Source organism: Pseudonocardia oceani (genome assembly GCF_019263585.2).
Lineage (GTDB): Bacteria > Actinomycetota > Actinomycetes > Mycobacteriales > Pseudonocardiaceae > Pseudonocardia > Pseudonocardia oceani.
On sequence record NZ_JADQDF010000001.1, the window covers coordinates 4,908,667 to 4,934,320 of the forward strand.

At 75.9% G+C, this 25,654-nt stretch carries 24 protein-coding genes; 15 read left to right on the top strand and 9 right to left on the bottom strand.

The annotated features are described in order from the left end of the window. Positions 1-36 precede the first annotated feature (36 nt). The 3 genes from I4I82_RS24505 (at position 37) to I4I82_RS24515 (ending at position 2,800) form a co-directional block, all read left to right on the top strand. Positions 37-1,359, top strand: a complete 1,323-nt coding sequence (locus I4I82_RS24505; protein WP_218591805.1) for an MFS transporter — start codon at positions 37-39, stop codon at positions 1,357-1,359. A gap of 84 nt (positions 1,360-1,443) precedes the next feature. Next, a complete protein-coding gene (locus tag I4I82_RS24510; protein ID WP_218591804.1) occupies positions 1,444-2,394 on the top strand; it encodes an ATP-binding protein in 951 nt (316 codons plus the stop codon). Positions 2,395-2,410: 16 nt separating this feature from the next. Next, positions 2,411-2,800: an SCO5389 family protein gene (locus I4I82_RS24515; protein ID WP_218591803.1), complete on the top strand. Its 390-nt coding sequence runs from the start codon at positions 2,411-2,413 to the stop codon at positions 2,798-2,800. Positions 2,801-2,893: 93 nt separating this feature from the next. Here the strand turns inward: I4I82_RS24515 and I4I82_RS24520 are convergent, their stop codons facing one another. From I4I82_RS24520 to I4I82_RS24530, 3 genes are all read right to left on the bottom strand, one after another. Further along, positions 2,894-3,526: a PadR family transcriptional regulator gene (locus I4I82_RS24520; RefSeq protein ID WP_225920671.1), complete on the bottom strand. Its 633-nt coding sequence runs from the start codon at positions 3,524-3,526 to the stop codon at positions 2,894-2,896. 115 nt (positions 3,527-3,641) lie between these two features. Next, entirely contained in the window at positions 3,642-5,234 is a 1,593-nt protein-coding gene (locus tag I4I82_RS24525) for a thiamine pyrophosphate-binding protein (RefSeq protein ID WP_226370235.1), read from the bottom strand. Between the two features lie 12 nt (positions 5,235-5,246). Further along, complete coding sequence (locus tag I4I82_RS24530; protein WP_218591270.1) at positions 5,247-5,729, bottom strand: hypothetical protein; 483 nt, start codon at positions 5,727-5,729, stop codon at positions 5,247-5,249. Positions 5,730-5,796: 67 nt separating this feature from the next. Between I4I82_RS24530 and I4I82_RS24535 the strand changes: the two genes are divergently transcribed. Then, positions 5,797-6,180, top strand: a complete 384-nt coding sequence (locus I4I82_RS24535; protein WP_218591269.1) for a DUF1232 domain-containing protein — start codon at positions 5,797-5,799, stop codon at positions 6,178-6,180. A gap of 64 nt (positions 6,181-6,244) precedes the next feature. Next, a complete protein-coding gene (locus I4I82_RS24540) occupies positions 6,245-7,183 on the top strand; it encodes an NADP-dependent oxidoreductase (RefSeq protein WP_218591271.1) in 939 nt (312 codons plus the stop codon). A gap of 83 nt (positions 7,184-7,266) precedes the next feature. Here I4I82_RS24540 and I4I82_RS24545 read toward each other — a convergent pair whose 3' ends face one another. After that, complete coding sequence (locus I4I82_RS24545) at positions 7,267-8,481, bottom strand: hypothetical protein (protein ID WP_218591268.1); 1,215 nt, start codon at positions 8,479-8,481, stop codon at positions 7,267-7,269. A gap of 61 nt (positions 8,482-8,542) precedes the next feature. Next, positions 8,543-9,079, bottom strand: coding sequence for a YbhB/YbcL family Raf kinase inhibitor-like protein (locus I4I82_RS24550; RefSeq protein WP_218591267.1), 537 nt, complete (start codon positions 9,077-9,079; stop codon positions 8,543-8,545). A 135-nt stretch (positions 9,080-9,214) separates the two neighbouring features. On the opposite strand from I4I82_RS24550, the gene I4I82_RS24555 reads away from it, so the two are divergent. From I4I82_RS24555 to I4I82_RS24600, 10 genes are all read left to right on the top strand, one after another. After that, positions 9,215-10,120, top strand: coding sequence for an acetaldehyde dehydrogenase (acetylating) (locus tag I4I82_RS24555; RefSeq protein WP_218591266.1), 906 nt, complete (start codon positions 9,215-9,217; stop codon positions 10,118-10,120). After that, complete coding sequence (gene dmpG, locus I4I82_RS24560; protein ID WP_218591265.1) at positions 10,117-11,151, top strand: 4-hydroxy-2-oxovalerate aldolase; 1,035 nt, start codon at positions 10,117-10,119, stop codon at positions 11,149-11,151. The genes I4I82_RS24555 and dmpG overlap by 4 nt, the downstream gene beginning before the upstream one ends. After that, a complete protein-coding gene (locus I4I82_RS24565; protein WP_218591264.1) occupies positions 11,151-12,575 on the top strand; it encodes an aldehyde dehydrogenase in 1,425 nt (474 codons plus the stop codon). Before dmpG ends, I4I82_RS24565 begins: the two co-directional genes overlap by 1 nt. A 66-nt stretch (positions 12,576-12,641) precedes the next feature. Continuing rightward, on the top strand, positions 12,642-15,371 hold the full coding sequence (locus tag I4I82_RS24570) for an ATP-binding protein (RefSeq protein WP_218591263.1): 2,730 nt from the start codon (positions 12,642-12,644) through the stop codon (positions 15,369-15,371). Between the two features lie 102 nt (positions 15,372-15,473). After that, positions 15,474-18,518: a hybrid sensor histidine kinase/response regulator gene (locus I4I82_RS24575; RefSeq protein WP_225922216.1), complete on the top strand. Its 3,045-nt coding sequence runs from the start codon at positions 15,474-15,476 to the stop codon at positions 18,516-18,518. A gap of 15 nt (positions 18,519-18,533) precedes the next feature. Then, positions 18,534-18,719: a hypothetical protein gene (locus tag I4I82_RS24580; protein WP_218596048.1), complete on the top strand. Its 186-nt coding sequence runs from the start codon at positions 18,534-18,536 to the stop codon at positions 18,717-18,719. Beyond that, positions 18,716-19,453, top strand: a complete 738-nt coding sequence (locus tag I4I82_RS24585) for a response regulator (RefSeq protein WP_218591261.1) — start codon at positions 18,716-18,718, stop codon at positions 19,451-19,453. Before I4I82_RS24580 ends, I4I82_RS24585 begins: the two co-directional genes overlap by 4 nt. Further along, positions 19,450-20,205, top strand: coding sequence for a MinD/ParA family ATP-binding protein (locus tag I4I82_RS24590; RefSeq protein WP_218591260.1), 756 nt, complete (start codon positions 19,450-19,452; stop codon positions 20,203-20,205). The genes I4I82_RS24585 and I4I82_RS24590 overlap by 4 nt, the downstream gene beginning before the upstream one ends. Beyond that, the gene (locus I4I82_RS24595) at positions 20,202-22,115 is read left to right on the top strand and encodes a cyclic nucleotide-binding and patatin-like phospholipase domain-containing protein (RefSeq protein ID WP_218591259.1); all 1,914 of its coding nucleotides are present in this window, start codon (positions 20,202-20,204) and stop codon (positions 22,113-22,115) included. Before I4I82_RS24590 ends, I4I82_RS24595 begins: the two co-directional genes overlap by 4 nt. 65 nt (positions 22,116-22,180) lie before the next feature. After that, positions 22,181-22,600, top strand: a complete 420-nt coding sequence (locus I4I82_RS24600; RefSeq protein ID WP_218591258.1) for a tautomerase family protein — start codon at positions 22,181-22,183, stop codon at positions 22,598-22,600. An 89-nt stretch (positions 22,601-22,689) separates the two neighbouring features. On the opposite strand, the gene I4I82_RS24605 is transcribed toward I4I82_RS24600, so the two are convergent. The 4 genes from I4I82_RS24605 to I4I82_RS24620 are packed head-to-tail and all read right to left on the bottom strand — an operon-like array spanning position 22,690 to position 25,493. Continuing rightward, the gene (locus I4I82_RS24605; protein ID WP_218596049.1) at positions 22,690-23,415 is read right to left on the bottom strand and encodes an SDR family oxidoreductase; all 726 of its coding nucleotides are present in this window, start codon (positions 23,413-23,415) and stop codon (positions 22,690-22,692) included. Further along, positions 23,412-24,083: an HAD family hydrolase gene (locus I4I82_RS24610; protein ID WP_225920672.1), complete on the bottom strand. Its 672-nt coding sequence runs from the start codon at positions 24,081-24,083 to the stop codon at positions 23,412-23,414. The genes I4I82_RS24605 and I4I82_RS24610 overlap by 4 nt, the downstream gene beginning before the upstream one ends. Beyond that, entirely contained in the window at positions 24,083-24,250 is a 168-nt protein-coding gene (locus I4I82_RS24615; RefSeq protein ID WP_218593177.1) for a hypothetical protein, read from the bottom strand. Before I4I82_RS24615 ends, I4I82_RS24610 begins: the two co-directional genes overlap by 1 nt. Before the next feature lie 7 nt (positions 24,251-24,257). Continuing rightward, positions 24,258-25,493, bottom strand: coding sequence for a Rieske 2Fe-2S domain-containing protein (locus tag I4I82_RS24620; RefSeq protein ID WP_218593176.1), 1,236 nt, complete (start codon positions 25,491-25,493; stop codon positions 24,258-24,260). Between the last annotated feature and the right edge of the window lie 161 nt (positions 25,494-25,654).

Genomic DNA, 25,654 nt, shown 5'->3' on the forward strand with positions numbered 1-25,654 from the left:
CCGTTCCGCACCGGGATCGCGCACCATGGGTCTGTCATGGATGCCGCAGCCCTCTCCCCGACGACGCCGTCGACCACCTCCACCCGCCGGATCTGGGCGGTCTGGGCGGTGGCTCTCGCGGCCTACCTCGTCGGCGTCATGCACCGCACCTCGTTCGGTGTCGCCGGTCTGGAGGCGGCCGAGCGCTTCGGCGCCGCGCCCGCCGTGCTCTCCGGCTTCGTCGTGCTCCAGCTCCTGGTCTACGCCAGCCTGCAGATCCCCGTCGGCGTGCTGCTCGACCGGTACGGGGCGCAGCGGCTCGTCGTCGCCGGGGCGCTGACGATGGCCGCGGGTCAGGTGGTCCTGGCGCTCGCCACGTCGCTGCCGCTGGCCATCGCCGCGCGCCTGCTGGTGGGCACCGGTGACGCGCTGACGTTCATCAGCGTGCTCGCCGTCGTCAACGCCTGGTTCCCGGCGCGGCGCGTGCCGCTGATGACCCAGCTGACGGGCCTGCTCGGGCAGCTCGGGCAGGTGCTCTCGGCCCTGCCGCTCGCGGCGCTGCTCTACGGGCCGGGGTGGACGCCCGCGTTCCTGTCGGCCGCCGGGCTCGGGGTGTTCGTCGCGATCGCCGTGCTCGTCGTCGTCCGCAACCGGCCGCCGGGGGCCGCGCCGCCGCCCGCCGCGCCGTCGCCGCGGGAGATCGTCGACGGGCTGAAGAAGTCGTGGCGCGAGCCCGGCACGCGCCTGGGCCTGTGGACCCACATGGGCACGCAGTTCTCCGGCACGGTGTTCGCGCTGCTGTGGGGCGTGCCCTACCTCGTCGCGGGGCAGGGGTTCAGCTCCGGGCAGGCGAGTGCGCTGCTCACGCTGTTCGTCGGCGTCGGGATCCTCGCGGGGCCGCTGTTCGGGGAGTTCACCGCACGGCACCCGCTGCGGCGCTCGTGGCTGGTGCTCACCGTCATCGGGCTGACGGCGGCCGCCTGGACGGTGGTGCTGCTCGTCCCGCCGCCCGCACCGGGCTGGCTGCTCGTCGTCCTCGTGGTGGTGCTGGCGCTGGGCGGGCCCGGTTCGATGATCGGCTTCGACTACGCACGCACGTTCAACCCTGGCCACCGGCAGGGCACCGCGGTCGGCATCGTCAACATCGGCGGGTTCCTGGCGTCGCTGCTGGTGGCGCAGGCGGTCGGGGTGGTGCTGGGTCTGGCGGCCGGCGGCTACTCGCCCGAGGCGTTCCGGCTGGCCTGGACGGTGCAGTACGTCGTGTGGGCGTTCGCGACCGCGGGGATCCTCGTCGCCCGCCGCCGTGCGCGGCGCAAGCTCGCCGCGGACGGCGTCGTGGTGCCGCCGCTGCGCGAGGTGCTGGCCCGCCGTCGCCGATGATCGTCTTCCCGGGGCCCCGGGTCGTCACCCGATAGTGACAACGCTTATCGTTTGCGCTTCCACAGGCGGATGAGGGGAGTCCGGGTGCGCATCGCGTTCGTCGGCAAGGGCGGCAGCGGGAAGACGACGGCGGCGGCGGTGTTCAGCCGCCACCTCGCCGAGCGGGGGCACCCGGTGCTCGCGGTCGACGCCGACATCAACCAGCACCTGGGCCAGGCGCTCGGGCACGACGGGCCGCCGCCGCGCGCGCTCGGCTCCGACCTCACCTGGCTCAAGGACCACCTGCGCGGCACCAACCCGCGCATCGCCTCGGCTGCGACCATGATCAAGACGACGCCGCCCGGGCCCGGCTCGCGGCTGCTCGACCTCGACCCCGCCGGCGAGCTGCTCGCCCGGTACTCGATCGACGTCGGCGGCGTGCGGCACCTCGTCACCGGCGAGTTCGAGGAGGCCGACATCGGCGTCTCCTGCTACCACTCCAAGACCGGCGCGGTGGAGCTGTACCTCAACCACCTCCTCGACGGCCCCGGCGAGTACGTCGTCGTCGACATGACCGCTGGTGCCGACGCCTTCGCCTCCGGCCTGTTCACCCGCTTCGACCTGACGGTGCTGGTCAGCGAGCCGACCCGGCGCGGGGTCGGGGTGTTCCGGCAGTACGCCGACCACGCCGCCGGACACGGTGTCGCGCTCGGGGTGCTGGGCAACAAGGTCGCGGACGACGCGGACGTCGCGTACCTGCGTGAGCAGGTCGGCGACGCGCTGCTCGGGCGCTTCGGGCAGTCGGCGTGGGTGCGGGCCGCCGAGCGCGGCGCCGCCCGGCCCGTCGCGGAGCTGGAGCCGGAGAACCTCGCCGCGCTCGACGCCGTCGCGGCCGCGCTGGACGCCCGCGAGCGCGACTGGGCGGCCTACCACCGCGGCACCGTCGAGTTCCACCTGCGCAACGCCCGCGCGTGGGGCGACCGCGCCGTCGGCGTCGACCTCGCCGCCCAGATCGACCCGGACTTCGTGCCCGGGGCCCCCGTTCCGACCCGCTAGTTCCCTTAGGAGAGCCATGTCCCTCGACGTCCCCACTCCCGTCCTCGACGCCGCCGCGCGCGGCGAGATGGACGACGCGCAGTTCGTCGCCGTGGTGCGCGACTCGCTGCCCTACGCCTGGACGACGATCTCGTCGGCCGTCGACGACCAGGCCCCCGGCAAGCCGTTCGGCGAGCACGAGGTGCCGCCGCCGAGCGAGCGCGAGCGCGGCGAGCTGCTGCGCGCGCTGGCCAGCAACGCCATCCGCGGGGCGCTGGAGCGGCATTTCGGCGTGGTGCTGGCCTTCCAGAACTGCCACCGGGTGGCGGCCTTCGCGCCGGCGGACGTGGACTCGACGGTGTACCGGGAGTTCATCAGCCCGCGCGGCCAGGTGCTGAACCAGAGCCCGGAGCTGCGGGACTGCTGAGCGCCACCCCCCGCCCCCCACATTGCAGGAAAGCCACGTCCATGCAGCTCGGCTGCGTGAACGTGGCTTTCCTGCAACTCGGGAGGGCGGGCTCTACTCGGCCAGCAGCCGGTAGATCGTCTTGCGGGCCTCGGTCAGGGCCGCGGTCGCCGCGGTCACCTGCTCGGGCGACCCCGCCGCCATGACCTGCTGGGCGGCCGCGTGGAGCTGACCGAGCTGTTCCCACAGCTCACCGGCCTCGGTGTCGGCCTCGGCGTCGACCTGCTCCCAGACCGCGTCGAGCTCGGCGCGGTGCTCGGCGACCCAGGCCGTGCCGGCCTCGGTCAGCGAGACGACGCGCCGCCCGTCGGTCTTCTCGACCAGGGCCAGGCCCTCGTCCTCGAGCTGGGAGATGGTCGGGTAGACCGAGCCGGGGCTGGGACGCCACGCGCCACCGGACCGCTCGGCGATCTCCTGGATGATCTCGTAGCCGTGCCGCGGCTGCGCGGCGAGCAGGGCGAGGACGGCGGCGCGGATGTCGCCGCGCGAGGTGCGTCGCCCGCGGCGTCCGCGGGGGCCGCCGGGGAAGGGGCCGCCGCGCATGCCGCCGCGGGGGCCGCCCGGGCCGAAGCCCGGACCGAACCGTGGGCCGCCGGGGCGCCGCCCGAAGCGGGGGCCGTCGGGCCGCTCGCCGGAGAAGGGGTGGGCGCCGAAGCGGGGGTGGGGTGTGTCGAAAGGCGGGTTCATCGGGTGTCTCCTGGACGTGGCGAGCCTCCTGCTCCGATAGCATCGAGTAGCTCGTGTGCCATCACGATATATCGTGAAAGCTCACACGACACCGTGCTCTGCGTCACAGATCGTGCTACTCGTTCCAGCGGGGCGACGTGGTGCGCGGCGGGGTCAGCCGCGCGGGCACCCGCACCAGGTGCGGGGCCCCGGACGCGACGGCCGCAACCAGGGCCGGGGCCAGCGCGTCGACCGAGCCGACGTCGGTCGCGGCGAGCCCGAAGGAGGCGGCCAGCGCGGTGAAGTCGGGCGTCACGAGGTCGACGCCGCGCTCGGGGTGTCCGGCGCGCTGCTGGTCGTAGCGCAGCATCCCGTAACCGCCGTCGTCGACGACGAGCACGGTGACGGGCAGCCGCTCCTGCACCAGCGTCGCGAGCTCGCCCAGCGCCATCATCAGCCCGCCGTCGCCGCACACGGCCAGCACCGGCATCCCGGACACCGCGGCGCCCAGCGCGGCGGGCAGCCCGAAGCCCAGCGTGCCCCAGCCGACGGGGTAGGCGAGCCGGCGTGGCGCGCGCACCGCCGCGTAGCCGCCGACCCAGTAGCCCGCCACGGCCATGTCGCAGACCAGCACCGCGTCCCCGGCGCCCTCGACGGCCCCGTCGACGGCGTCCAGCAGCGTGAGCGCGTCGGCCGTGGCCGGGTCGGCGCGCAGCCGGTCGAGCACCGTCCCGCGCAGCCCGGGCGGCGCCCAGGCCGGCGTGGGCGGGAGCAGCGCGCGCAGCCCGTCGAGGACGGCGCCGAGCGGGCCGGTCGCGGTGGCGTCGGCACTCCACTCCGGCGGGTCGGCGGGCACCGCGGCGTCGACGACGACGAGGTGCGGCGGGCGCGGCATCGTCCAGTTGCGGGTGTTCATGCCGTCGAGGTCGCCGCCGACGGCGAGCAGCACGTCGGCCGACGCGAGCAGCGCGGCGGCCTCCGGCTCGTGCGGCGGCAGCCCGAGCGCGGACGGATGCCCGGTCGGCACGGCGCCGCGCCCCCGGAAGCTCGTGACGACCGGCGCGCCGAGGTGCCCGGCCAGCGCGGCGAGGGCGTCGGCGTCGTCGAGGACCTCACCGCCCGCCCACACGACGACCCGTCGACCGCTGAGGACGGCGGCGGCCTCACCGAGCCCGGTCGGGGCGTCGACGACGGGTGCGGCGGCCGGCGGCAGGGCAGCGGCGGGCTGCCCCAGCACGTCGGCCGGTACGTCGACGTACACCGGCCCGCGCGGGTGCCGCAGCGCCGTGGCCACCGCGTCCCGCACGACGTCGGCGACCTCGGCCGGCGTGCGCGGCGTGAACACCGCCTTCGCCAGCGGGGCGAACAGCCCGGCCTGGTCGCGCGACTCGTGCAGCACCCCGCGCACCCGACCTTCGCGGCGCAGGGCCTGCGGGATCTCCGAGGCCACCAGCAGCACGGGGGAGTGCGCCGCGGCGGCCTCGCCGAACGCGGCCACGGCGTTCGCCGCGCCCGGCCCGGTGGTGACGACGGCCGCGCCCAGGCGCCCGGTCGTGCGGGCCCAGCCGTCGGCGGCGTACACGGCGGCCTGCTCGTGGCGGACCACCACCGGCGCCGCGCCGGCGTTCCAGAACGCGAGGTTGTGCACGCCGGGGAGCCCGAACACGGGCCCGGCGCCGCCGCGCCGGGCGACGTCGAGGATCTGACCGGCCACCGAGGAGTCGTCCACGGGGCCAGGGTCTCAGCCCGCGGCGCCCGCCACGCAGTTCCGGGCGACGTAGTCGCGCACGCGCTGGTTGGCCGCGGCGTTCTCGGTGGTGTTGACCTGCGCGGTGAACTCCGGGTCGCGCGCCAGCGCCGCGCCGTCGCCGCCGTTGGCCACGAGCGCGTCGAGCTGCAGGTCGACGACCCGCACGTAGCGCTCGACGTCGCCGCGGATCTCCTCGGGCGCGGTGTTGAGCAGCTGGGCGGTGCCCGCGCGGACGGCGTCGGCGGTGTTGGTCAGCTGCTCGGCCGGCACGGCCTGCGAGGTCGTGGAGCTCAGCGGCGCGAGCGCGGTGTTGGTGGCCTGCACCGCGGCGCAGAACGGGCTGGCCGGGGCGGCGCGCTCGCGCATCGGGTCGGGACGGTCGCGGTCGGCCACCGACCCGCCGCAGCCGGCCACGGCGAGGAGCAGCAGGGCGGCGACGAAGACCTCGGTCGGCAGCAGTCGTGCGCGCTTCATGATGCGCGCAGCGTAGAGCGCGCGCCGTCAGGGGAACGTGTGGGTGTCCTGCAGCGTTGTGTCCGGTGTGCCCACTCTCGGACCACGCCGCGTCGCCGCGTTCCGCGCGCTCTGGAACGCCGTCTCCTCGAGCCGCCGCCCCGGCGCGCCCGGCCTCGGCGACCGCCTCCGCGCGCTGCCCCGCCTGGTCACCGCAGCCGCGTCCGGGCGGTTCCCCGAGGCGCGCGGGCGGCTCGTGCTGCTGCTGCTCGCGCTGGCCTACCTCGTCTCGCCGATCGACCTCGTGCCCGAGGCGTTCCTCGGGCTGCTCGGTCTGGGTGACGACGCCGTCGTCGCCCTGTGGATCGGCGGCACGTTCCTCGCGGAGACCGACCGCTTCCTCTCGTGGGAGCGCACGGCGCCTCCGGGGCGCAGCCGACCGACCGTGATCGACCAGCCACCGCCGAAGTGAGCTGATTGCGCCCATCCCACCGGCGCCGGGCGGTCCGTCCTGGTAGGAACCGGCCGTGGAGACGATGCGCGCGATCACCCAGCACACGTTCGGGGGTCCGGAGGTCCTCGTGCTCGGCACCGCCCCGGTGCCCGAGCCGCTGCCGACCGAGATCCGGGTGCGGGTGGCGGCGGCCGGGGTCAACCCGGTCGACTGGAAGACCCGCGCCGGGTCGGGTGCGGCCGCCGTCCTAGGGGCACCACCGTTCACCGTGGGCTGGGACGTCGCGGGCACCGTCGACGCCGTCGGCCCCGGCGTCACCCGCTTCGCTGTCGGCGACACCGTCTTCGGGATGCCCTGGTTCCCGCGCCAGGCCGCGGCGTACGCCGACTTCGTGACGGCGCCCTCGCGGCACTTCGCGCACCGCCCGGCCGGGCTGGGCGAGGTCGCCGCCGCCGCGCTGCCGCTGGCCGGGCTCACCGCGTGGCAGAGCCTCGTCGACATCGCCGCGGTCCAGCCGGGGCAGCGCGTGCTGGTGCACGCCGCCGCGGGCGGGGTCGGGCACCTCGCGGTGCAGATCGCGAAGTCGCGCGGCGCGTACGTGCTGGGCACGGCGTCGTCGGGCAAGCACGACCTGCTGCACGACCTCGGCATCGACGAGGCGATCGACTACCGGCGCGAGGCGTTCGAGAAGGTCGTCGAGCCCGTCGACGTCGTCTACGACCTCATCGGCGGCGACGTCTCCCTGCGCTCGCTCGACGTCCTGCACCCCGACGGCCTGATGATCTGCCTGCCCTCGGCGGCCGCGGCCGACGCGCTGGCCGCCGCCCGGGAGCGGGGCCTGCGCGCCACCGGGATGATGGTCGAGCCCGACGGTGACGGCCTCGACGACCTCGCCGCCCTGGTCGACGAGCGGCGCCTGCGCGTCATCGTGGCCGAGACGTTCCCGCTGGAGCGCGCCTCGCACGCCCACCGCGCGGGGGAGCTGGGCCGGACCAGCGGCAAGCTCGTCCTGACGACCTGACCGGAAAGCCCGCGAGTCGGGCTCTCGTTGCGGGTGAGTCGCGACCCCGACACGGTCGCAACCAGACCCCGACTCGCGGGGTTCTAGCGCCCCGCCCCGGCGCGCACCCGCTCGACGACCTGGCGCACGCGGTCGCGGATGCCGCGCAGCTCCGTGAGGTAGAACCAGTAGTCGGGGTGCACGCCGTCGAGGCGGTCGACGGCGTTCTGCAACCGCACCGACTGGGCGTCGAGGACGGGCCCGAACTCCGCCACCAGGCCCCGGTCGACCACGAGCCGCTGGGCGTCGCGCACGACGAAGCGGGTGTCGGCGGCCTGGCGGGCGGGGTCGGCGCGCACCTCGCGCAGCTCGGTGAGCCGGTCGGTGACGGCGTCGGCCCGCTCCTCGGCCCGGCCCAGCTCGGCGCGCGCGGCGGCGATGCGGTCGGCGGCGTCGTCCCAGTCGCCCGCGACCGCCAGGCGCTCGGCGTCGGCCACCGCGGCGTCGGCGGCCGACAGGGCGGCGCGGGCACGCGGCTCGGCGTCGTCGAGGTCGCGGGAGCACTTCTCGGAGAACTCCCGGCGCAGCGACGACAGCGCGGGCGGGATCCGCTCGGTGCGGGTCTGCGCGGCGGCGCGCCGGGTGGCCACGCTCGACAGCGCGGTGCGCACCTGCGCGGCCGTGCGCGGGGCGTCGGCGGCCAGCGCCAGCGCCTCGCGGGCCAGCTCCAGGGTGCGGGCGACGGCGTCGCGGCGCTCCCGCAGGCCGGGCGAGTCGAGGCGGGCGGCGGCGCGCTCGGCGTCGGCCAGGCGCTCCTCGGCCCGCCGTGAGCGAACGTGCTCGCCCCCCGACGAGCCGGCAGCCGGGGGTCCCGCGACGGCCGCACGCGCCTCGACCAACGCCACCCGCGCCTCGTGCACGGCCCGCGGCAGGCCCGTGACCAGGTGCGCCGCCTCGTCGAGCACCCGCGCGTGCGACGCCCGGAACCGCCGGATCGCCTCGCGCGCCCGCTCGATCTCGGCGGTCGCGCGCTCGTCGGCGGTCGCGGTGCCGCGCCCGGGCGGGGTGTCGGTGGTGGCGCCGAGGTAGGCCTCGGTGGCGTGGTCGCCCAGGTCGGCGACCTGCCGCCACGCGTCGACGAGCCGCCGCCCCGCCGCCCGGTCGGCCGACCCCAGCTCCTCGGCGGCGTCCACGGCCGTGGCCGCGGCGCGCTGCTCGTCGTCGAGGGCCAGGAAGGCCTGCGTGGCGGCGTTGCGGGCGGCGAGGGCGCGGTCGTCCGGTGCCGCATCGGGGGCGCCCCGGTCGGACCATCGGAACAACCGCGGCCTCCCTCACCTGCCCGTGCTCGGTACCCGGTTCACGCTACCCGTCGGTCCGGCGTCACTGCTCGAAGATCGGCGTGACCGTGGCCCGGGCGAGCGTGTGGCCGAACAGGTTGAACCCGAGGAACGCGGGGCTGGCGTCGGCCGGGACCTCGAGGCTCTCGACGTCGAGCGCGTGCACCACCGTGAAGTAGCGGTGCGGCCCGTGGCCCGCGGGCGGCGCGGCGCCGATGTAGCCGGCGAAACCGCCGTCGTTGCGCAGCTGCACGGCGCCCTCGGGCAGGTTCGCGCCGCCCTCGGCGCCCGCACCGGCGTCCAGCGAGGTCACCGACGCGGGCAGGTTGAACACCGCCCAGTGCCAGAACCCGCTCGCGGTGGGGGCGTCGGGGTCGTAGACGGTGACGGCGAAGCTCTTCGTCCCCTCGGGGAACCCCGACCAGCTCAGCTGGGGGGAGCGGTCCTCGCCGCCGGGCACGCCGAACGCGCCGCTGGTGTGCGGTGCGGGAAGCGTCTTCCCGTCCTCGACGTCGGTGCTGGTGACGGTGAACGCGGGGACCTCGGGCAGGAAGCCGTAGGGGTCGGGGGGCGTGGCCATCGGGTGCTCCTTCTCGTTCCGGAACGGACGGGGCCCAAGCTAGTTCCGTCCCCAACGGGCCGCAGCCCGGCCGGCGTTCCGTCCACCGGAACGTGACGGTTCCCTCCGGGCGCCGCGCCGGACACCCTCGACGTCATGAGCTCCGGACCAGTCCCCGCCGCGATCGTCGGGCCGGGCAACATCGGCACCGACCTGCTGGCCAAACTGCAGCGCAGCGACGTCCTCGACGTCCGGTACGTGGTGGGGGTCGTCGAGTCCGACGGCCTCGCCCGAGCGCGCGAGCAGGGCATCGACGCGAGCGCCGAGGGGGTCGACTGGCTGCTGCGCCAGGACCCGCTGCCGGCGATCGTCTTCGAGGCCACCTCCGCCGCGGCCCACGTCGCCAACGCCCCGCGCTACGCCGAGGCCGGCATCCAGGCCGTCGACCTCACGCCCGCGCACCTGGGCCCGATGGTCTGCCCGCCGGTGAACCTGCGCGACCACATCGCCGCCCCGAACGTCTCCATGATCACCTGCGGTGGCCAGGCGACGATCCCGATGGTGCACGCGGTCTCCCGCGTCACGCCCGTGCCCTACGCCGAGATCGTGGCCTCGGTGTCGTCGCGCTCGGCCGGCCCCGGCACCCGCGCCAACATCGACGAGTTCACGCACACGACCTCCGGCGCGGTCAGCGAGGTCGGCGGCGCCGAGCGCGGCAAGGCGATCATCATCCTCAACCCCGTCGAGCCGCCGATGATCATGCGCGACACCGTCTTCTGCATGATCGGCCCCGACGCCGACCACGCCGCGATCACCCGCTCGGTCCACGAGATGGTGGCCGAGGTGCAGGAGTACGTGCCCGGCTACACGCTGCGTGCTGAGCCGCAGTTCGACGACCCCCGCGCCACCTGGGGAGGCAACGGCCGCGTCGCGGTCTTCCTCGAGGTCAAGGGCAACGGCGACTACCTGCCGGAGTACGCCGGCAACCTCGACATCATGACGGCCGCCGCGGCCCGCGTCGGCGAGCTCATGGCCCGCGCGAAGCAGGGAGAGAACGCATGAGCCGCCCCGAACTCCGCCACGACGTCCGCCTCGTCGACACGACGCTGCGCGACGGCTCGCACGCCATGGCGCACCAGTTCACCGAGACGCAGGTCCGCGACACCGTCCGCGCGCTCGACCGCGCGGGCGTCGAGGTCATCGAGGTGACCCACGGCGACGGCCTCGGCGGCTCGAGCTTCAACTACGGCTTCTCCCGCACCGACGAGATGACGCTCATCGCGGCGGCCCGCGAGGAGGCGAAGCAGGCCAAGATCGCGGTGCTGCTGGTGCCCGGCATCGGCACCGTCGACGACCTCAAGCGCGCCCGCGACGCCGGCGCCGACATGGTGCGGGTGGCCACGCACTGCACCGAGGCCGATGTGTCGCCGCAGCACTTCCGGGCCGCGCGCGACCTCGGCATGGAGACCGCCGGGTTCCTCATGATGGCCCACCGCACACCGCCGGAGGACCTGGCGAAGCAGGCGCGGATCATGGTCGACTCCGGCTGCCAGGCCCCGTACTGCACCGACTCGGCGGGCGCGCTGCTCATGCACGAGGCGCGGGCGCGGTTCGAGGCGCTGCTCGCGGAGGTCGGCGACGAGGCCTGGGTCGGCTACCACGGCCACCAGAACCTCAGCTTCGGCATCGCCAACTCCGTCATCGCGCAGGAGGTCGGGGTCCGCTACATCGACGGCTCGCTGTGCGCGCTGGGCGCGGGCTCGGGCAACAGCCCGACCGAGGTCCTCGCCGCGGTGTTCGACCGGCTCGGCGTCTCCACCGGCGTCGACGTGATGGGTTTGCTCGACGCGGCCGAGGACGTCGTGCGCCCCTACCTCGACCGCTGGCCCAAGATGGACCGCAACGCGATCGTGCAGGGCTGGGCCGGGGTCTACTCCTCGTTCCTGCTGCACGCCGAGGCCGCGGCCGAGCGCTACAAGGTGCCCGCGCACGCGATCCTGCGCCGCTGCGGCGAGATCGGCCTGGTCGGCGGCCAGGAGGACATGATCATCGACGTGGCGCTGCAGCTGGCGGCAGAGGGCGAGCAGGGCTGATGGAGACCTTCGGGCACGTCATCGACGGCGAGGAGGGCCCCTCGCTCGACGGCGCCACGTTCGACTCGGTCGACCCGTGGACGCAGGAGCCGTGGGCGCGGGTCGCGCTGGGCGGGGCGCCGGAGGCCGACCTGGCCGTCACCGCCGCGCGGCGCGCGTTCGACGAGGGGCCGTGGCCGCGGATGGGCTTCGCCGAGCGCGGCGCGCTGATCCACCGCCTCGCCGACCTCGTCGGCGTGCACGCCGAGGAGCTGGCGATGGCCGACTCCCGCGACATGGGCAAGCCGATCGCCGACGCCCGCGGCAAGGACGTGCCGCGCACCGCGCAGAACTTCCGGTTCTTCGCCGACCACGCCCGGCTGGCGATGGCCGAGGCGCTGCCGATGGACACCGGCCACCACGCCTACACCCGCTACGAGCCGGCCGGCGTCGTCGCCGCGGTGGCGCCGTGGAACTTCCCGCTGATGCTGGAGTCCTGGAAGGTCGCGCCCGCGCTGGCCTGGGGCAACACCGTGGTCCTCAAGCCAGCAGAGGACACCCCGGCCTCGGCGACGATCCTCGCCCGGCTCGCGCTGGAGGCCGGGATCCCGCCGGGCGTGCTCAACGTCCTGCACGGCTACGGCCCCGACTCGGCGGGCTCCGCGCTCACCGAGGACCCCCGCGTCGACCGGATCACCTTCACCGGCGAGTCCGGCACCGGCCGGACCATCACCGGCGCCGCGGCGCGCAACCTCACCCCCGTCAGCCTGGAGCTGGGCGGCAAGGGCGCCAACCTGGTGTTCGCCGACGCCGACCTCGACAACGCGGTCGACTGGTCGATCAAGGCGATCTTCACCAACGCCGGGCAGGTCTGCCTCGCCGGCTCGCGGCTCTACGTGCAGCGCCCCGTCCTCGACGAGTTCCTGGCGCGGTTCGTCGCGGCCGCGGAGGCGCTGGTGATCGGCGACCCCCGCGACCCGGCCACGCAGATCGGCCCGCTGGCCTCGCGGACGCACTACGAGAAGGTGCGCGGCTACGTCGAGAACAGTGCGGGCAAGATCCTCACCGGGGGCCTGGGCGAGGGGTGGGTCGTGAAGCCGACGGTCGTCGTCGACGCGCCGGCCGACTCGGCGATCATGTGCGAGGAGGTGTTCGGGCCGGTCGTCACGGTGACGCCGTTCGACACCGAGGCCGAGGCCGTCGGCGCCGCCAACGACTCGCCCTACGGCCTCAACGCCATGGTGTTCACCGAGGACCTCTCGCGCGCGCACCGCGTCTCGGCGCAGCTGCGGGCGGGCACGATCTGGACGAACTGCTTCTTCGTCCGGGACCTGCGGGCGCCGTTCGGCGGGTTCGCCGACTCCGGCTGGGGCCGGGAGGGCGGCAACTTCAGCCGGGAGTTCTTCACGGAGCCGAAGGCCGTGGTGATGGCCATCCGCCAGTAGACCGTACGGCTCAGCACGGCTACGGCATGTGGCGGACCAACTCCGGCTGGTGACATGATCACCGGCATGGACGAGCGGCCCGTTCACCGCGACCCGCTCGCGCTGGACCGGGCCGTCTTCGTCGGCCGCGACCGCGAGCTGGCGGTGCTGGGCGGGCACCTCGCGCAGGCCTGCGCGGGGCGCTCGCAGGTCGTCGTCGTCGAGGGGGAGCCCGGCACCGGCAAGACCGCGCTGGTCCAGGCGTTCCTCGACGGGCTGGAACCGGGCGCCGCCGTGCTGCGGGCGAGCGGCGAGCAGGCCGAGGAGGCGGTCTCCTACGGCATCGTCGAGCAGTTGCTGCGGGCCGTCGAGAGGGTCGGCGGCGGTCCCGGCACCGAGGTCCGCCCCGCCGACGAGCCGCCCGTCGCCGGGGCGGCGCTGGTCGCTCTGCTCGACCGGCTGCGCGGGCACGGCGGGCCGGTCGTGATCGCCGTCGACGACGGTCACTGGGCGGACGTGCCGTCGCTGCAGGCGCTGGTGTTCGCGCTGCGCCGACTCGGGTCCGACCGGGTGCTGACCGTCGTCGCCGTCCGCCCGCACGACGGCGGCCGCACCGACCGGCTGCGCGCGCTCGCCACGGGCGACCGGGGGCGGGCGCTGCGCCTGGGCGGGCTGGGCGTCGACGAGCTGGTGGCGCTGGGACGGGCGCTCGGGTCGGGCGAGCTGCCGCCGCAGGCCGCCCGGCGCCTGCACGCGCACACCGGCGGCGTCCCGCTGCACGCGCGGGCGCTGTTCGAGGAGGTCGAGCCCGCCGCCCTCCGGTCGTCCGACGGGCCGCTGCCCTCGCCCGTCTCCTACTCCGTGCTGGTCCTGGGGCGCCTGTCCCAGTGCCCTCCCGGGGCGCGGGCGGTGGTGGCCGCCGCCGCCGTGCTCGGCGAGCACTGCCGGCTCGCCGACGCCGTCGAGCTCGCGGGGCAGGCCGGGGCGGAGGCCGTGGCGCCGGCGGTCACGGCGAAGCTGCTGACGACGTCCGCGGCCCCGGGCGGGCCCGAGCTGCGCTTCCCGCACGCGCTGGTCCGCGCGGCGGTCTACCACGACATGGACCTCGGGCTCCGGATGCGGCTGCACGCCCGGGCCGCGCAGGTCGTCGGCACGCCCGACGACGTGCTGCGCCACCGCGTGGCCGCAGCGGGCGGCAGCGACCCCGGGCTCGCGGAGGAGCTGCGCGACCTGGCCGCAGCGCAGGTCGAGCGGGGCGAGCGGTCCCGCGCCGCCGCCACCCTGGTGTCGGCGGCCGGCCTGTTCCCGGACGCGGCCGACCGCTCCCGCTGCCTGCTCGACGCGGTCGAGCTGCTCGTGCTGGCGGGGGAGCCGGCCCGGGCCGCGGAGCTGGTGCGGGCCGTGCCGGGCGGGGGATCGGCGCACGAGAGCTTCGTGCGCGCGCTGCTGGCGTTCACCGCCGGGCGGACGGCCGAGGCCGAGCAGCTCCTGCTCGCCGCCTGGGACGCCGCCGCCGACGCCGAGCCGGGCTTCCGCGCCGGGATCTGCGACGCGCTGTGCCACCTGTACTACCTGCAGCTCCGCGCCGCGGAGTCCGTCGAGTGGGGCAACCGGGCGCTGGCGGTCCACCCGGACCAGTCGGTCTCGCTCGTCACCAGCCTCGCCCTCGCCGGACGCTCGGCGGCCCCGGCCGCGCAGCTGTCGACGGCGGTCGCGCGCGGCGCCCGGCTGCTCTGGACCGAGGACCACGCGGGCGCGGTCGCGGAGCTGGCGGCGGCGGTCACGGCGCTGCGCGCGGGCGGGATGTTCGTGGCGAGCCTGCACGCCCAGGGCTACCTCGCGCTGGCCCGGCACCGCACGGGCGCCTTCGACGGGGCCGTCGCCGACGCGGAGGAGGCCGTCGCGCTCGCCGAGGACTCCGGCCAGGACTGGATGCTGGCCCGCCTGCACTCCTACGCCGCGATGCCGCACGCGGCGCGCGGCGACCGGGAGCGCGCCGACGCCCACGTGGCGGCGGCGGTCGCGGCGGCCGGGGCCACCGGTCTGCCGCTCGACCGCGTCGGCGCCACGGTGGCCGCCGCGAACGTCGCCGACGCCCGCGGGGCGCACGCCCGGGTCGTCGAGCTGCTGGGTCCGCTGGCCGCGCAGGCCTCGGGCCGTGCCGGGGAGCCCGGGGTGTCGAACTGGCCGTGCGTGCTCGCCGACGCGCTGGTGCACCTCGGGCGCCCCGAGGAGGCGGAGCGGGTGCTCGCGCCCTTCGAGCGCCGGGCCGAGGAGCTCGGCCGCCACGTCGCGCTGGCCGCGGCGTGCCGGGCCCGCGGACGGTTGCAGGCCGCCCGCGGTGACGTCGCGGGGGCCGAGCAGGCGCTGCGGCGGGCGGCGGAGCACGCACGCTCCGGCAGCGACGTCGACACCGCCCTCACCGACCTGGCCCGCGGTGAGCTGCTGCGCCGGTCCGGGCGCCGTCGCGCCGCGGCCGACGCCCTCGGGTCGGCGCGCGCGGTGCTCGCCCGGCTCGGCGCCGCCCCCGCGGTGCTGCGCTGCGACGAGGAGCTGGCCGCGTGCGGGCTCACCCCGGGCCGCGCCGCCGACCGGGCGCCCGGCGCGCTCACACCGCGGGAGCTGCGCGTGGCCCGCCTCGCGGCGTCCGGGATGAGCAACCCGCAGGTCGCGGCGGAGCTGATCGTCAGCCTCAACACCGTCGAGTTCCACCTGCGCAACGTCTACGCGAAGCTCGGGATCCGCTCCCGCGCCGGGCTCGCGGACCGCCTCGACGCCCCGCTCCGTGGGGCGCTCCGGGGGGCCGACGGCCGCTGAGCCGCCCCGCCCCACGGACCACCGTGGCGCGCGGGTGCGCCCCAGCCGCCAGGCTCGGCCCCCGGACGGGTCGTCCGGCGACCGAGGGGGCGGAGCGTGGCGATGCACCGGGGCTCGGCCGGGTCGCCGGACCCCGGCCACCCACCCGACGCCGGCGGTCGCCTGCGCCGCCGACGCGGCGGGCTCGCCATGGCCACCGGGCGCGAACCCGACACCGCCGCCGAGTTCGAGACGCTCGCGACCGCCGAGCTTGCCCGCCTGGTCCGCGCCGAGCGCGCGATGCTGCGGATCCGCTGGGGCGGCTTCGTGTTCGGCCTCGCCCAGGTCCTCACCTACTACCTGCCCTACCCGCCGGGGATGCTCGAGCTCGCGGTCGGGCTGCTGGCCCTGCTGGCCGTGGGCAACCTGGTGATCTGGCCGCTGATCCCGCGGATGACGACGGTGCGCCGCGCCCGCCGCGTCGGCGTCGCCGCTCTCGTCCTCAACGGGACGGTGTTCCTCGGGCTGGTCTTCGTCTTCACCTTCGACACCGAGACCGCGATCTGGGCGGTCCTCTACGTGCTGCCGATGGAGGCCGCTGTCCGGTTCCAGCTGCGCGGGGCGATGGTGGCCATCGGGCTCCTCACCGTTGCCTACACGCTGCGCGAGGTGTTCGGCACGCTCGTCTACGGCCACCCGTTCCTGGTCGTGTCGATCACCTTCCGGATGGGCATCGGCCTGATCATCGCCGCGGTCGCGGGCGTGATCGCGCAGAGCCTGACCCGCGACCGCGAGCAGCTCGCCGCGCTCAGCGCGATCACCCGCACGGTCGCGACGGCGGTGTCCCTGCAGGAGGTCCTCGACGGGGCGGCGCGGCGGCTCGCGGCGCTGTTCCGGGTGCGGTGGGTCGCCGTCGCGCTCGTCGACGACGCCGGGCCGCTCGTGGTCCGCGCCGACCACGACGCCGGCGGGCCGGCCGCGCCCGCGCCGGACGCCGGCCGGGCCGGGACGGAGCTGTCGACGACCGACGGCAGCCCCGTGGAGCGGGCGGTCGTGCTGCGCCGCGCGGTGGCCGTCGGCGACCTCGACGCCGTGACCCTGGCGCCCGCGGTCCGCGCGCAGCTCGAGCGCCGCGGGGTGCGCGCGTTCATGGCAGCCCCGCTCGTCGGCCGCGGCGGCCACGTCATCGGGGTGGTGCTGGCGGAGTCCGCCGGGCGCCGCCGGGTGTTCTCCCCGGCCGAGCTGGCGCTCGCCGAGACCGTCGGCGGGCAGCTCGCCGGGGCGATCGAGAGCGTCCGGCTGCACGAGCAGGCGCAGGAGGCCCGGGCCGCCGCCGACGCCGCGAACGCGGCCAAGAGCGCGTTCCTGGCCAACATGAGCCACGAGATCCGGACCCCGATGAACGCCGTCATCGGGATGACCGAGCTGCTGCTCACCACCGAGCTCGACGGGGAGCAGCGCGAGCTGGCCCGCGTCATCGAGCAGAGCGGCGACGGCCTGCTGACGATCATCGACGACATCCTCGACTTCTCCAAGATCGAGGCGGGCCGCCTGGAGCTGGAGGCGGTGCCGCTCGACGTCCGCGACTGCGTCGAAGGCGCGCTGGACCTGCTGGCCACCCGGGCGGCGGAGAAGGGCCTCGAGCTCGTCTGCGCGGTCGACCCGGACGTGCCCGCCGGCGTGCTCGGCGACCCGACGCGGCTGCGCCAGGTCCTGGTCAACCTCGTCGGGAACGCGGTGAAGTTCACCGCGCGCGGCGAGGTGGTGGTCGCGGTGCGCGCGGGCCCCGGGGAGCTGTCGGTGGAGGTCACCGACACCGGACCGGGGATCCCGGCCGACCGGCTCGACCGGCTGTTCCGCTCGTTCAGCCAGGTCGACGTGTCCACCACCCGCCGCCACGGCGGCACCGGCCTGGGGCTCGCGATCTCGCGGCGGCTCGCCGAGCTGATGGGCGGGCGGGTGTGGGTGCGCAGCGAGGTCGGCACCGGCACGACGTTCGGGTTCGCCGTGGCGGCGCCCCCGGCCGACGTGCCGGAGCGGGCGGCGCCGGTGGCCCTGGCCGGGCGGCGCGCCCTGGTCGTCGACGACAACGCGACGAACCGCCGCATCCTCGTGGCGCACTGCGCGTCGTGGGGGATGGCCGTCGACGACACCGGCTCGCCGCTCGACGCGCTGGAGCGGGTGGCGCGCGGCGAGGTCTACGACGTCGCCCTGCTCGACCACGTCATGCCGGAGATGGACGGCGCCGCCCTCGCCGCGAGGCTGCGGGAGCGCGGCGGCCCGCCGGCGGCCTGCCTGTCGTCACTGGGCGGCACCCGCGAGGGCACCGCGGTGCGGGCCTGGCTGACGAAGCCCGTCAAGCGGGCCCGGCTCGCCGAGGTGCTGTCGGAGCTGCTCGGGGCGCCGGTCGAGCCGGAGGACGCCCCGGTCCACGCCCCCGCACCCGCGCCGGGCCTGCGGCTGCTCCTCGCCGAGGACAACCCGGTCAACCGGATGCTCGCGCTGGCGATGCTCGCGAAGCTCGGGCACCGGGCCGACGTCGCGACCACCGGGCAGGAGGTGCTCGACGCCGTCTCCGCCCGCCCCTACGACGCCGTGCTGCTCGACGTCCAGATGCCGGTGCTCGACGGCCTGGAGGTCACCCGGCGGATCCGCGCGGGCGCGACGCGCGGGCCGTGGCTCGTCGCCGTCACCGCGAACGCGATGGACGGCGACCGCGAGATGTGCCTGGCCGCGGGCATGGACGACTACCTGGCCAAGCCGATCCGGCTCGGCGGGCTGGCCGCGGCGCTGCGGCGCGTACCGGTCCCTCCCGCGACCGGCGACGGGCCCGAGGTCGACCCCGGCGTGCTCGCCGAGCTGGCCCGCTCGTTCGGCCCGGACGGGGACGAGGTGGTCGCTGAGCTGGTGGCGACCGCGACCGCGCACCTGCCCGGGCTGGTGGCCCGCATGCGGTCCGCGCTCGACACCGGCGACGCCGCCGAGCTGCGGATGGCCGCGCACACCCTGCGCTCCAACGCCGCGACGCTCGGCGCGGCCCGTCTCGCCGCCGCCTGCCGGGAGCTGGAGGACGGCGGCCCGGACGGGGCCGCGGCGCTGGTCGAGGAGATCGGCACCCGGGTCCCCGCGGTGCTGGGCGAGCTGCCGGCCGCCGAGCCGGTCGTCTGAGGAGGCGGAACACGGGTGGACGCGGCGATGGAGGTGGATGCGGTGGGCGAGCGGTTCGTCGTCGAGATCCGGCCGACCCCGGACGGGCGCGTGGTCGGGACGGTCGGGCGGCCCGGCTCGGCGGACCGGGTGCCCTTCTCGGGCTGGATGGACCTGCTGCGGCTGCTGGAGCCCCGCGCGCCGGAGGCGGTGACCCGATGACCGAGCGGACGGAGGCGTTGCGCGGGCGGGTGCTCGTCGTCGACGACGACCCGGTGAACCGCCTCCTGCTGCGCCGCGCGCTGGAGCGGGAGGGCCTCGACGTGGAGCTCGCCGTCGACGGCGGGCAGGGCTGGGAGCTCGTCTCCGGCGGCGGGTTCGACCTGGTGCTGCTCGACATCGTCATGCCCGTCCTCGACGGGTACGCGGTGCTCGCGCGGATGCGGGCGCAGGAGGCGACGGCGGCGCTGCCGGTCGTCGTCATCTCCGGGTCCGACGACCGCGACGGCGTGGTGCGCTGCATCGAGCTCGGGGCCGACGACTTCCTGCCCAAGCCGTTCGACCCCGCCGTCCTGCGCGCCCGGCTCGGCGCGGGGCTGGCCCGCAAGCGCCTCGCGGACCTGGAGCGGGAGTACCGCGAGCAGGTCGGGCACGTCGTCGACGCGGCCGCGGCCGTGGAGCGCGGCGAGTTCCACCCCGGCCGGCTCGACGCCGTGGCCGCCCGCGACGACGCGCTGGGTCTGCTCGCCCGCGTGTTCGGACGGATGGCGCACGAGGTGGCGCAGCGCGAGCAGCGGCTGCGTGCGCAGGTCGGGGCGCTGCGCATCGAGATCGACGAGGCCCGGGCGGCGCGGACCGTCGCCGCCATCACCGAGACCGACTACTTCGCCGACCTGCAACGCCGAGCCGCGGACCTGCGCTCGGGGACGGGCCGGCAGGACAGGGGAGACCGATGACGTCCATCGTGTCCGTGCACTCCTTCCGGGGCGGCACCGGCAAGTCGAACACCACGGCGAACGTCGCGGCGGTGCTCGCCGGGCGCGGCCTGCGGGTGGGGGTCGTCGACCTCGACATCCTCTCGCCGGGCATCCACGTGCTGTTCGGCGTCGACCGCCCCGAGCGCCACCTCGACGGGTTCCTGTGGGGCCGCTACCCGCTGCGCGACGCCGCCCGCGAGGTGACACCGCCGGGCACCGCGGGCCGGATCTGGCTCGTCCCCTCCAGCGTCGACCCGCACGACATCGCCCGGATCATGGCCGAGGGCTACGACGTCGGGCTGCTCGGCGAGGGGGTCCGGTCGCTGGCCGCCGGGCTGGAGCTCGACGTGCTGCTCCTGGACACCCACCCCGGGCTGAACGAGGAGACGCTGCTGTCGATCGCGATGTCCGACGCGCTCGCGATCGTGCTGCGGCCCGACCACCAGGACTACGAGGGCACCCACGTCACGGTCAGCGTGGCGCGCAAGCTCGCGGTGCCGCGCACGGTGCTGGTGGTGAACAAGTGCCCCGAGGCGTTCGACCCGGCGGACGTCGCGCAGCGGGTGGCGGAGGCCTACGGCACGCCGGTCGCCGCGGTCGTGCCGCACTCCGAGGAGCTGATGGTCCTGTCCAGCGGCGGGATCTTCGTCCTGCACCACCCGGACCACCCCGTGGCCGCCCTCTACGGGCAGCTGGCCGACCAGCTCGTGGGCACCGGGGTCCGGACGTGAGCAGCACCCAGGTCCCGGAGTTCTTCGACCGCGACCGGATCGCGGCCGGGCTCGGCTCCACGCGGCGCCGGCGCCCGCTGCTGCTGCTGGCGGAGAGCTGGTCGGGCACCGAGCCGGGCAGCGAGGTGCTGGACTTCCTCGCCGGGACCGAGGTGTTCGGCGGGCTCGACCGCGCGGCGCTGCGGGAGCTGTTCGTCGCGCTCGACCCGGTGCACGTCAGCGCGGGGGAGGTGGTGCTCGACGCCGACCGGGCGCCGGACGCGCTGCACCTGCTCGCCTACGGCCGCCTCGCCGTCCGCTCGGAGACGGGGACGCGCGAGATCGGGCCGGGGCAGGTCGTCGGGGCCGCGGCGCTGCTCGGAGCCGATCCCGCGGACGCGACCCACGTGCACGCCGTGCGCGACTCGCTGGTGCTGCGGCTGGGTGTGGCGGGGTTCGAGCGGTTCGCCGCGGCGCACCCGGCGTCGCTGCTCGGGCTGTGCCGGGCGCTGGTGCGGACCGGGAGCGGCCCCGTCACGGGGGTGCCGGCGCCCACGGCCCCGGCCGTCACGGTCGCGCTGCTGCCGGCCGGGTCGGGACCCGTGCCCGATGAGCTCGCCGCCGCGCTGGTCGCGGCGCTGGGCAGGGCGCTGGAGGTGACGTCCGCGAGCGTGGACGCGGCACTGGGCGCCGGCGCGTCGGGCACCGAACCCGCCGACCCGCGCAACGGCCGGCTGCTGGCCTGGCTGCAGCGCGTCGAGGCGGCGCACCGGTTCGTCGTCTACCGCGCCGACGACGGCGACACCGAGTGGACCCGCCGTTGCCTGCGCCAGGCCGACCGCGTGGTGCTCGTCGCCCCCGCCGGGGACGACCCGGAGCCGGGTCCGGCCGAGCGGGCGCTCGCGCGGGTCCCCGGGGAGCAGCGGCGCGATCTCGTGCTGCTCCACCCCGCGGGCACGGCCGCCCCGTCGGGCACCGCGGCCTGGCTGGCCGGGCGCGGCATCACCCGCCACCACCACCTGCGGGCCGGCGACACAGGCCACGTGGAGCGGGTGGCCCGGTACCTGTCCGGCACGGCGCGCGGGCTGGTGCTGGCCGGCGGGGGCGTGCGCGGATTCGCCCACCTCGGGGTGATGCGGGCGCTGGACGAGGCGGGCATCCCGGTCGACGCCGTCGGGGGAGCCAGCATCGGGTCGCTCATGGCCGGCTTCTACGCCGACGGCCTCGACCACGACCAGCGGGTGCGCCAGGCCCGGGCGGCGATGGTGGAGAAGGGATCGATGGTCGGGTTCACGCCGCCGTTCGTGGCGGTGTCGTCGGGCCGCAAGGTGACGAGGCTGCTGCGCGAGGAGCCCTCGTTCGCCGGGATGATCGAGGACCTGTGGCTGCCCTACTTCGCCGTGTCGGCGTCGCTGAGCCAGGCCCGGGAGATCGTGCACGAGACCGGTCCGACCTGGCGGGCGATCCGGGCCAGCATCGCGATCCCCGGCGTCTACCCGCCGGTGCACGACGGGACCCAGCTCCTCGTCGACGGCGGGGTGATGAACAACCTGCCTGTCGACGTCATGGCGGGGGTGGTCGGCGACGGCCCGATCGTGGCGGTCAACCTGCAGCCCACCGGCAGCGGGCGGCGGACGCCGGCGGAGTTCGACCTCGCGGTGTCGGGCTGGCGGGTGCTGGCGTCCCGGCTCAACCCGTTCACCCCGCGCATGCGGGTGCCGCGGCTGGGTGACGTGCTGGTCCGCAGCATGTCGCTGTCCACCGCCCGGCTGCAGCGCGACCGCCTGGCGAGCCGGTCGATCGAGCTGCTGACCCCGCCGGTCGGCCGCTCGGGCCTGCTGGACTTCCGGGCGGGGCCGGCGCTGGTCGACCCCGCCTACCGGTACGCGGTCGAGGCGCTGGCGCAGAACCGGGCGGCCGTCGGCACCTGACCGGCGGTTCGCCCTGGCGAACGCACCCCTCGACGGGCGCCCCGGGCGTCCCTAGCGTGCGCGCCATGCCGATCCTCGAGGTGCACCTGGTCGAGGGGTGCCACACCGACACCCAGCACGCGGAGCTGCTCGCGGCCCTGTCACGCTGCTACGCCGAGGTGCTGGAGTCGCCGCTGTCGCGGGTGCGGGCGTTCCTCGTGCTGCACCCGCCCGCGCGGTGGGTGACGGCGGGGGAGCCGGGCGTCGAGGCACCGTACTTCACGGCGCTGGCCCTGCGCGGGCGGCCGGTGGAGCAGCGCCACCGCCTGCTCGGCGCGTGCACCGACGTGATCGTGGACGTGCTCGGCGTCGACCGGCAGCTCGTCCGCGGGCGGGTGGTGCAGGTCGATCCCGACGACTGGGGCATCGCCGGGGTGCCGGCCAGCGCGGCGCGGCGGACGGAGATCGAGGCGCGAGCGACCTCAGACGCCCGTCCCGCCCTGTGACAGTGGAGTGGCTTCACTGGCGCCCAGTGGCAGTAAAGCCACTCCACTGTCACGAGAGGGGGGTGTGCGGGGGGGGCTGCGGGGGGGGGCTAGAAGATGCCGCGCCTCGCGCCCATGTCCAGGCCCAGGGTCGAGCCGTGCAGGGCGTCGGCCTCGGGTGCCAGCAGGGTCGCCACCGCCCACGCCACCTCCGACGGCGTGACGAGCCGGCCCAGCGGCGACTCCGCGGCCCGCTCGGCCAGCACCTGCTCCACCGGCACCCCGCGCTTCTGCGCCGCCTGCTCGGACAACCCGCGCAGGCGGGGGGTGTCGGCCGGGCCGGGGGCGACCAGGTGCGCGGTGACCCCGCGCGGGCCGTAGGACACCGCGAGCTGGCGCACCAGGTTGGCCAGCGCCGCGTTCGTGACGCCCGCCGCGCACGCGTAGGGGGCGGGCTCGATGCCGTAGTGGCCGCCGAGGGCGACGATCCGCGAACCGCGCTCCAGCCGGTCGTCGACGGCCCGGACCAGGCGCAGCAGCCCGCCGCACTTGAGCGCGACGGCGTGCCCGAGGGCGTCGGGGACGATCGTCTCCAGCGGTCCGGCCGCCGGCAGCCCCGCGGCCTGCACGACCATCCGCACCGGCCCGTCCAGCGCCGCGACGGCCCCGGCGATGGTGGCCACGGCGTCGTCGGAGCCGATGTCGGCCGCGCACGGGCCACCCCGCGCCACCGCGACGACGTCGAGCCCCTCGCCGCGCAGCCGCTCGGCGATCGCGCCGCCCAGCGCCCCCGACGCCCCGACGACGACGGCGGTCCCGCCGGTCGGGCCGCTCACGCCGCCGCCTCCGCACCCAGGCCGAGCTCCGCGCGCGCCACGGCGAACGCCGCGGACGGGTCGGTCAGGTCCAGCTCCACCGCGATCATCCCGGCGCGCTGCGCCCCCGCGATGTTCCACGGCATGTCGTCGACGAACACGATGTCGCCCGGCGCCGTGCCCAGCTCCTCGGCCGCCAGGGCGTAGGCCCTCGGGTCGGGCTTGAGGATGCCGGTGACCGAGGCGTCCACCAGCACGTCCACCTGCTGCAGCACCGGGTGCGAGGCCATCGCCGTGTCGCCGTGGAAGGCGCGCAGGTCGTTGGTCAGCACGCCGATCCGGTGGCCCGCGGCCCGGGCGTCGGCGACGAGCGCGGCGGCGGGCGGCCGGATGACGTCGTCGCCGGCCAGGGCGTAGAGCGTGTGCATGAACTCCTGGATCGGCCAGTCCCGCCCCAGCGCCGCGCCGATCTCCTCGCTGCGCATCCGCCAGTACTCCCGCTCGCTGATCTCCTCGCGGATCATCGCGTCCCACTCCGGGTCGGGCTCGGTGCCCAGCGGGCCGCGCCGCGCGACCGCGGCCCGCACCCGCGGCTCGACCGCCCCGTACTCACCCAGCAGTTCGCTTCCGGAGCGGAAGACCGTGCCGCCCAGGTCCAGCAGCAGTGCGCGCCTCGGTGGCTGCGTCATCAGTGTTCGGGTTCCGTTCCGACGAGCGCGGCGGCGAGCACCACCGTGCACATGAGCGAGCAGGACGGGCACCAGCACACCACGTGCCGGTCGCGCGCCACCCAGTACTCCTGGACGAACGCGGCGTCACCGAGCGCGGCCCCGCAGCCCGGGCAGAACCTGATCACCGGGCCCTCACCACGTCGGCACCGGGTCGCCGAACAGCTCGAGGACCTCCTCCTTGATGGGGGAGTAGCGCACCGAGCTCTCGCGCGTCCACAGCTGCCGGAACGCCATCGCCGACCCGAACTTGTCCTTCTCCATCGGCAGGTCGATGACGTCGTGCGGCTCGCGGTAGGTGCACAGTGGGTCCTCGCCGCGCGCGACGGCGTCCATCTGCTCGGCGTAGAGCTTGCGCAGCAGGATCACACCGAGGTCGGAGCGGCCCAGGTGCTCCTTCGTGCGGTCGGAGATCCGGCCCTGCGTGATCCAGGCGACGATGTCCTGCCCGTCGACGTAGTCGCGCAGGTACTCGCCCTGCTCGTCGAACAGCGGCACCTCGTATGTCGGGATCGTCTCCTGCGCCGGGGCGCCGCCCTCGGGCCGGTAGGTCTGGTACCAGACGTGCCAGGTGTTCTCGTCGTCGATCGGCACCCGGATCTGGAACGTCGCGAGCCCCGCCGCGCCGACGCGCAGCATGTGCGGGAACACCAGCGGGTGCCCCACCTTCCAGTCCTCGTCCTCCTCGGTGTGCCCCTCCAGGACGCGGCGCTTGAGGATGCCGTGCTCGAAGACCTCGAACGCGACCTTCACGTGCTTCTTGCTGACGACGGGCAGCGGCGCGGCCTTCCCGCCGATCTCGCGCAGGAAGTTGCCGTAGCGCCCGTGCAGCCACTCGACGTGGTACGGGTCGACGGAGTTCTCCATGATCTGCACGAAGTTGCAGGGGAGCTCGGCGTGGCCGATGTCGCGCCAGGCGTCCTCCCACACGAACAGGTCGTAGCGGGGCAGCTCCGGCGCGGGCAGCGGGCCGAGGTAGGCGAACACCAGCCCGCCCAGCTCCTGCACGGGGTAGGCGGTGGCGCGGATGCGGTCCTTGAACGTCGAGTCGGCGGGCTCGCCGGGCTGCTCGAGGCAGCGGCCGTCCGCGTCGAAGCGCCAGCCGTGGTACCCGCAGCGCAGGCCCTCCTCCTCGGTGCAGCCCAGCCACAGGGCGGCGCGCCGGTGCGGGCACTGCTCGGCGAGCAGGCCCACGGTGCCGCTGCCGTCGCGGTAGAGGACGAGGTCCTCCCCGAGCAGGCGGCGCTTCACCGGGATGCGCGTCGCCATGTCGTGGGTGGCGACCGGCCACCAGTAGCGGCGCAGCAGCTCACCCATGGGGGTGCCCGGCCCGACCCGCGTCAGGCGCTCGTTCTTCTCGGCGCTCAGCATGGGGCGGACGGTAGGAAACGGCGCGACCTGCGGGAAGAGCGCTGTTCGCCGTCGCCGAACGGGCCCGTCAGGGCGGGGGTGTTCGGCAGGGGAGAACGGTCCGCTTGCCGGGGGCCTTTGCCCACTGACACGGTCCGACGAACGTCGCACCGGACCTAGGA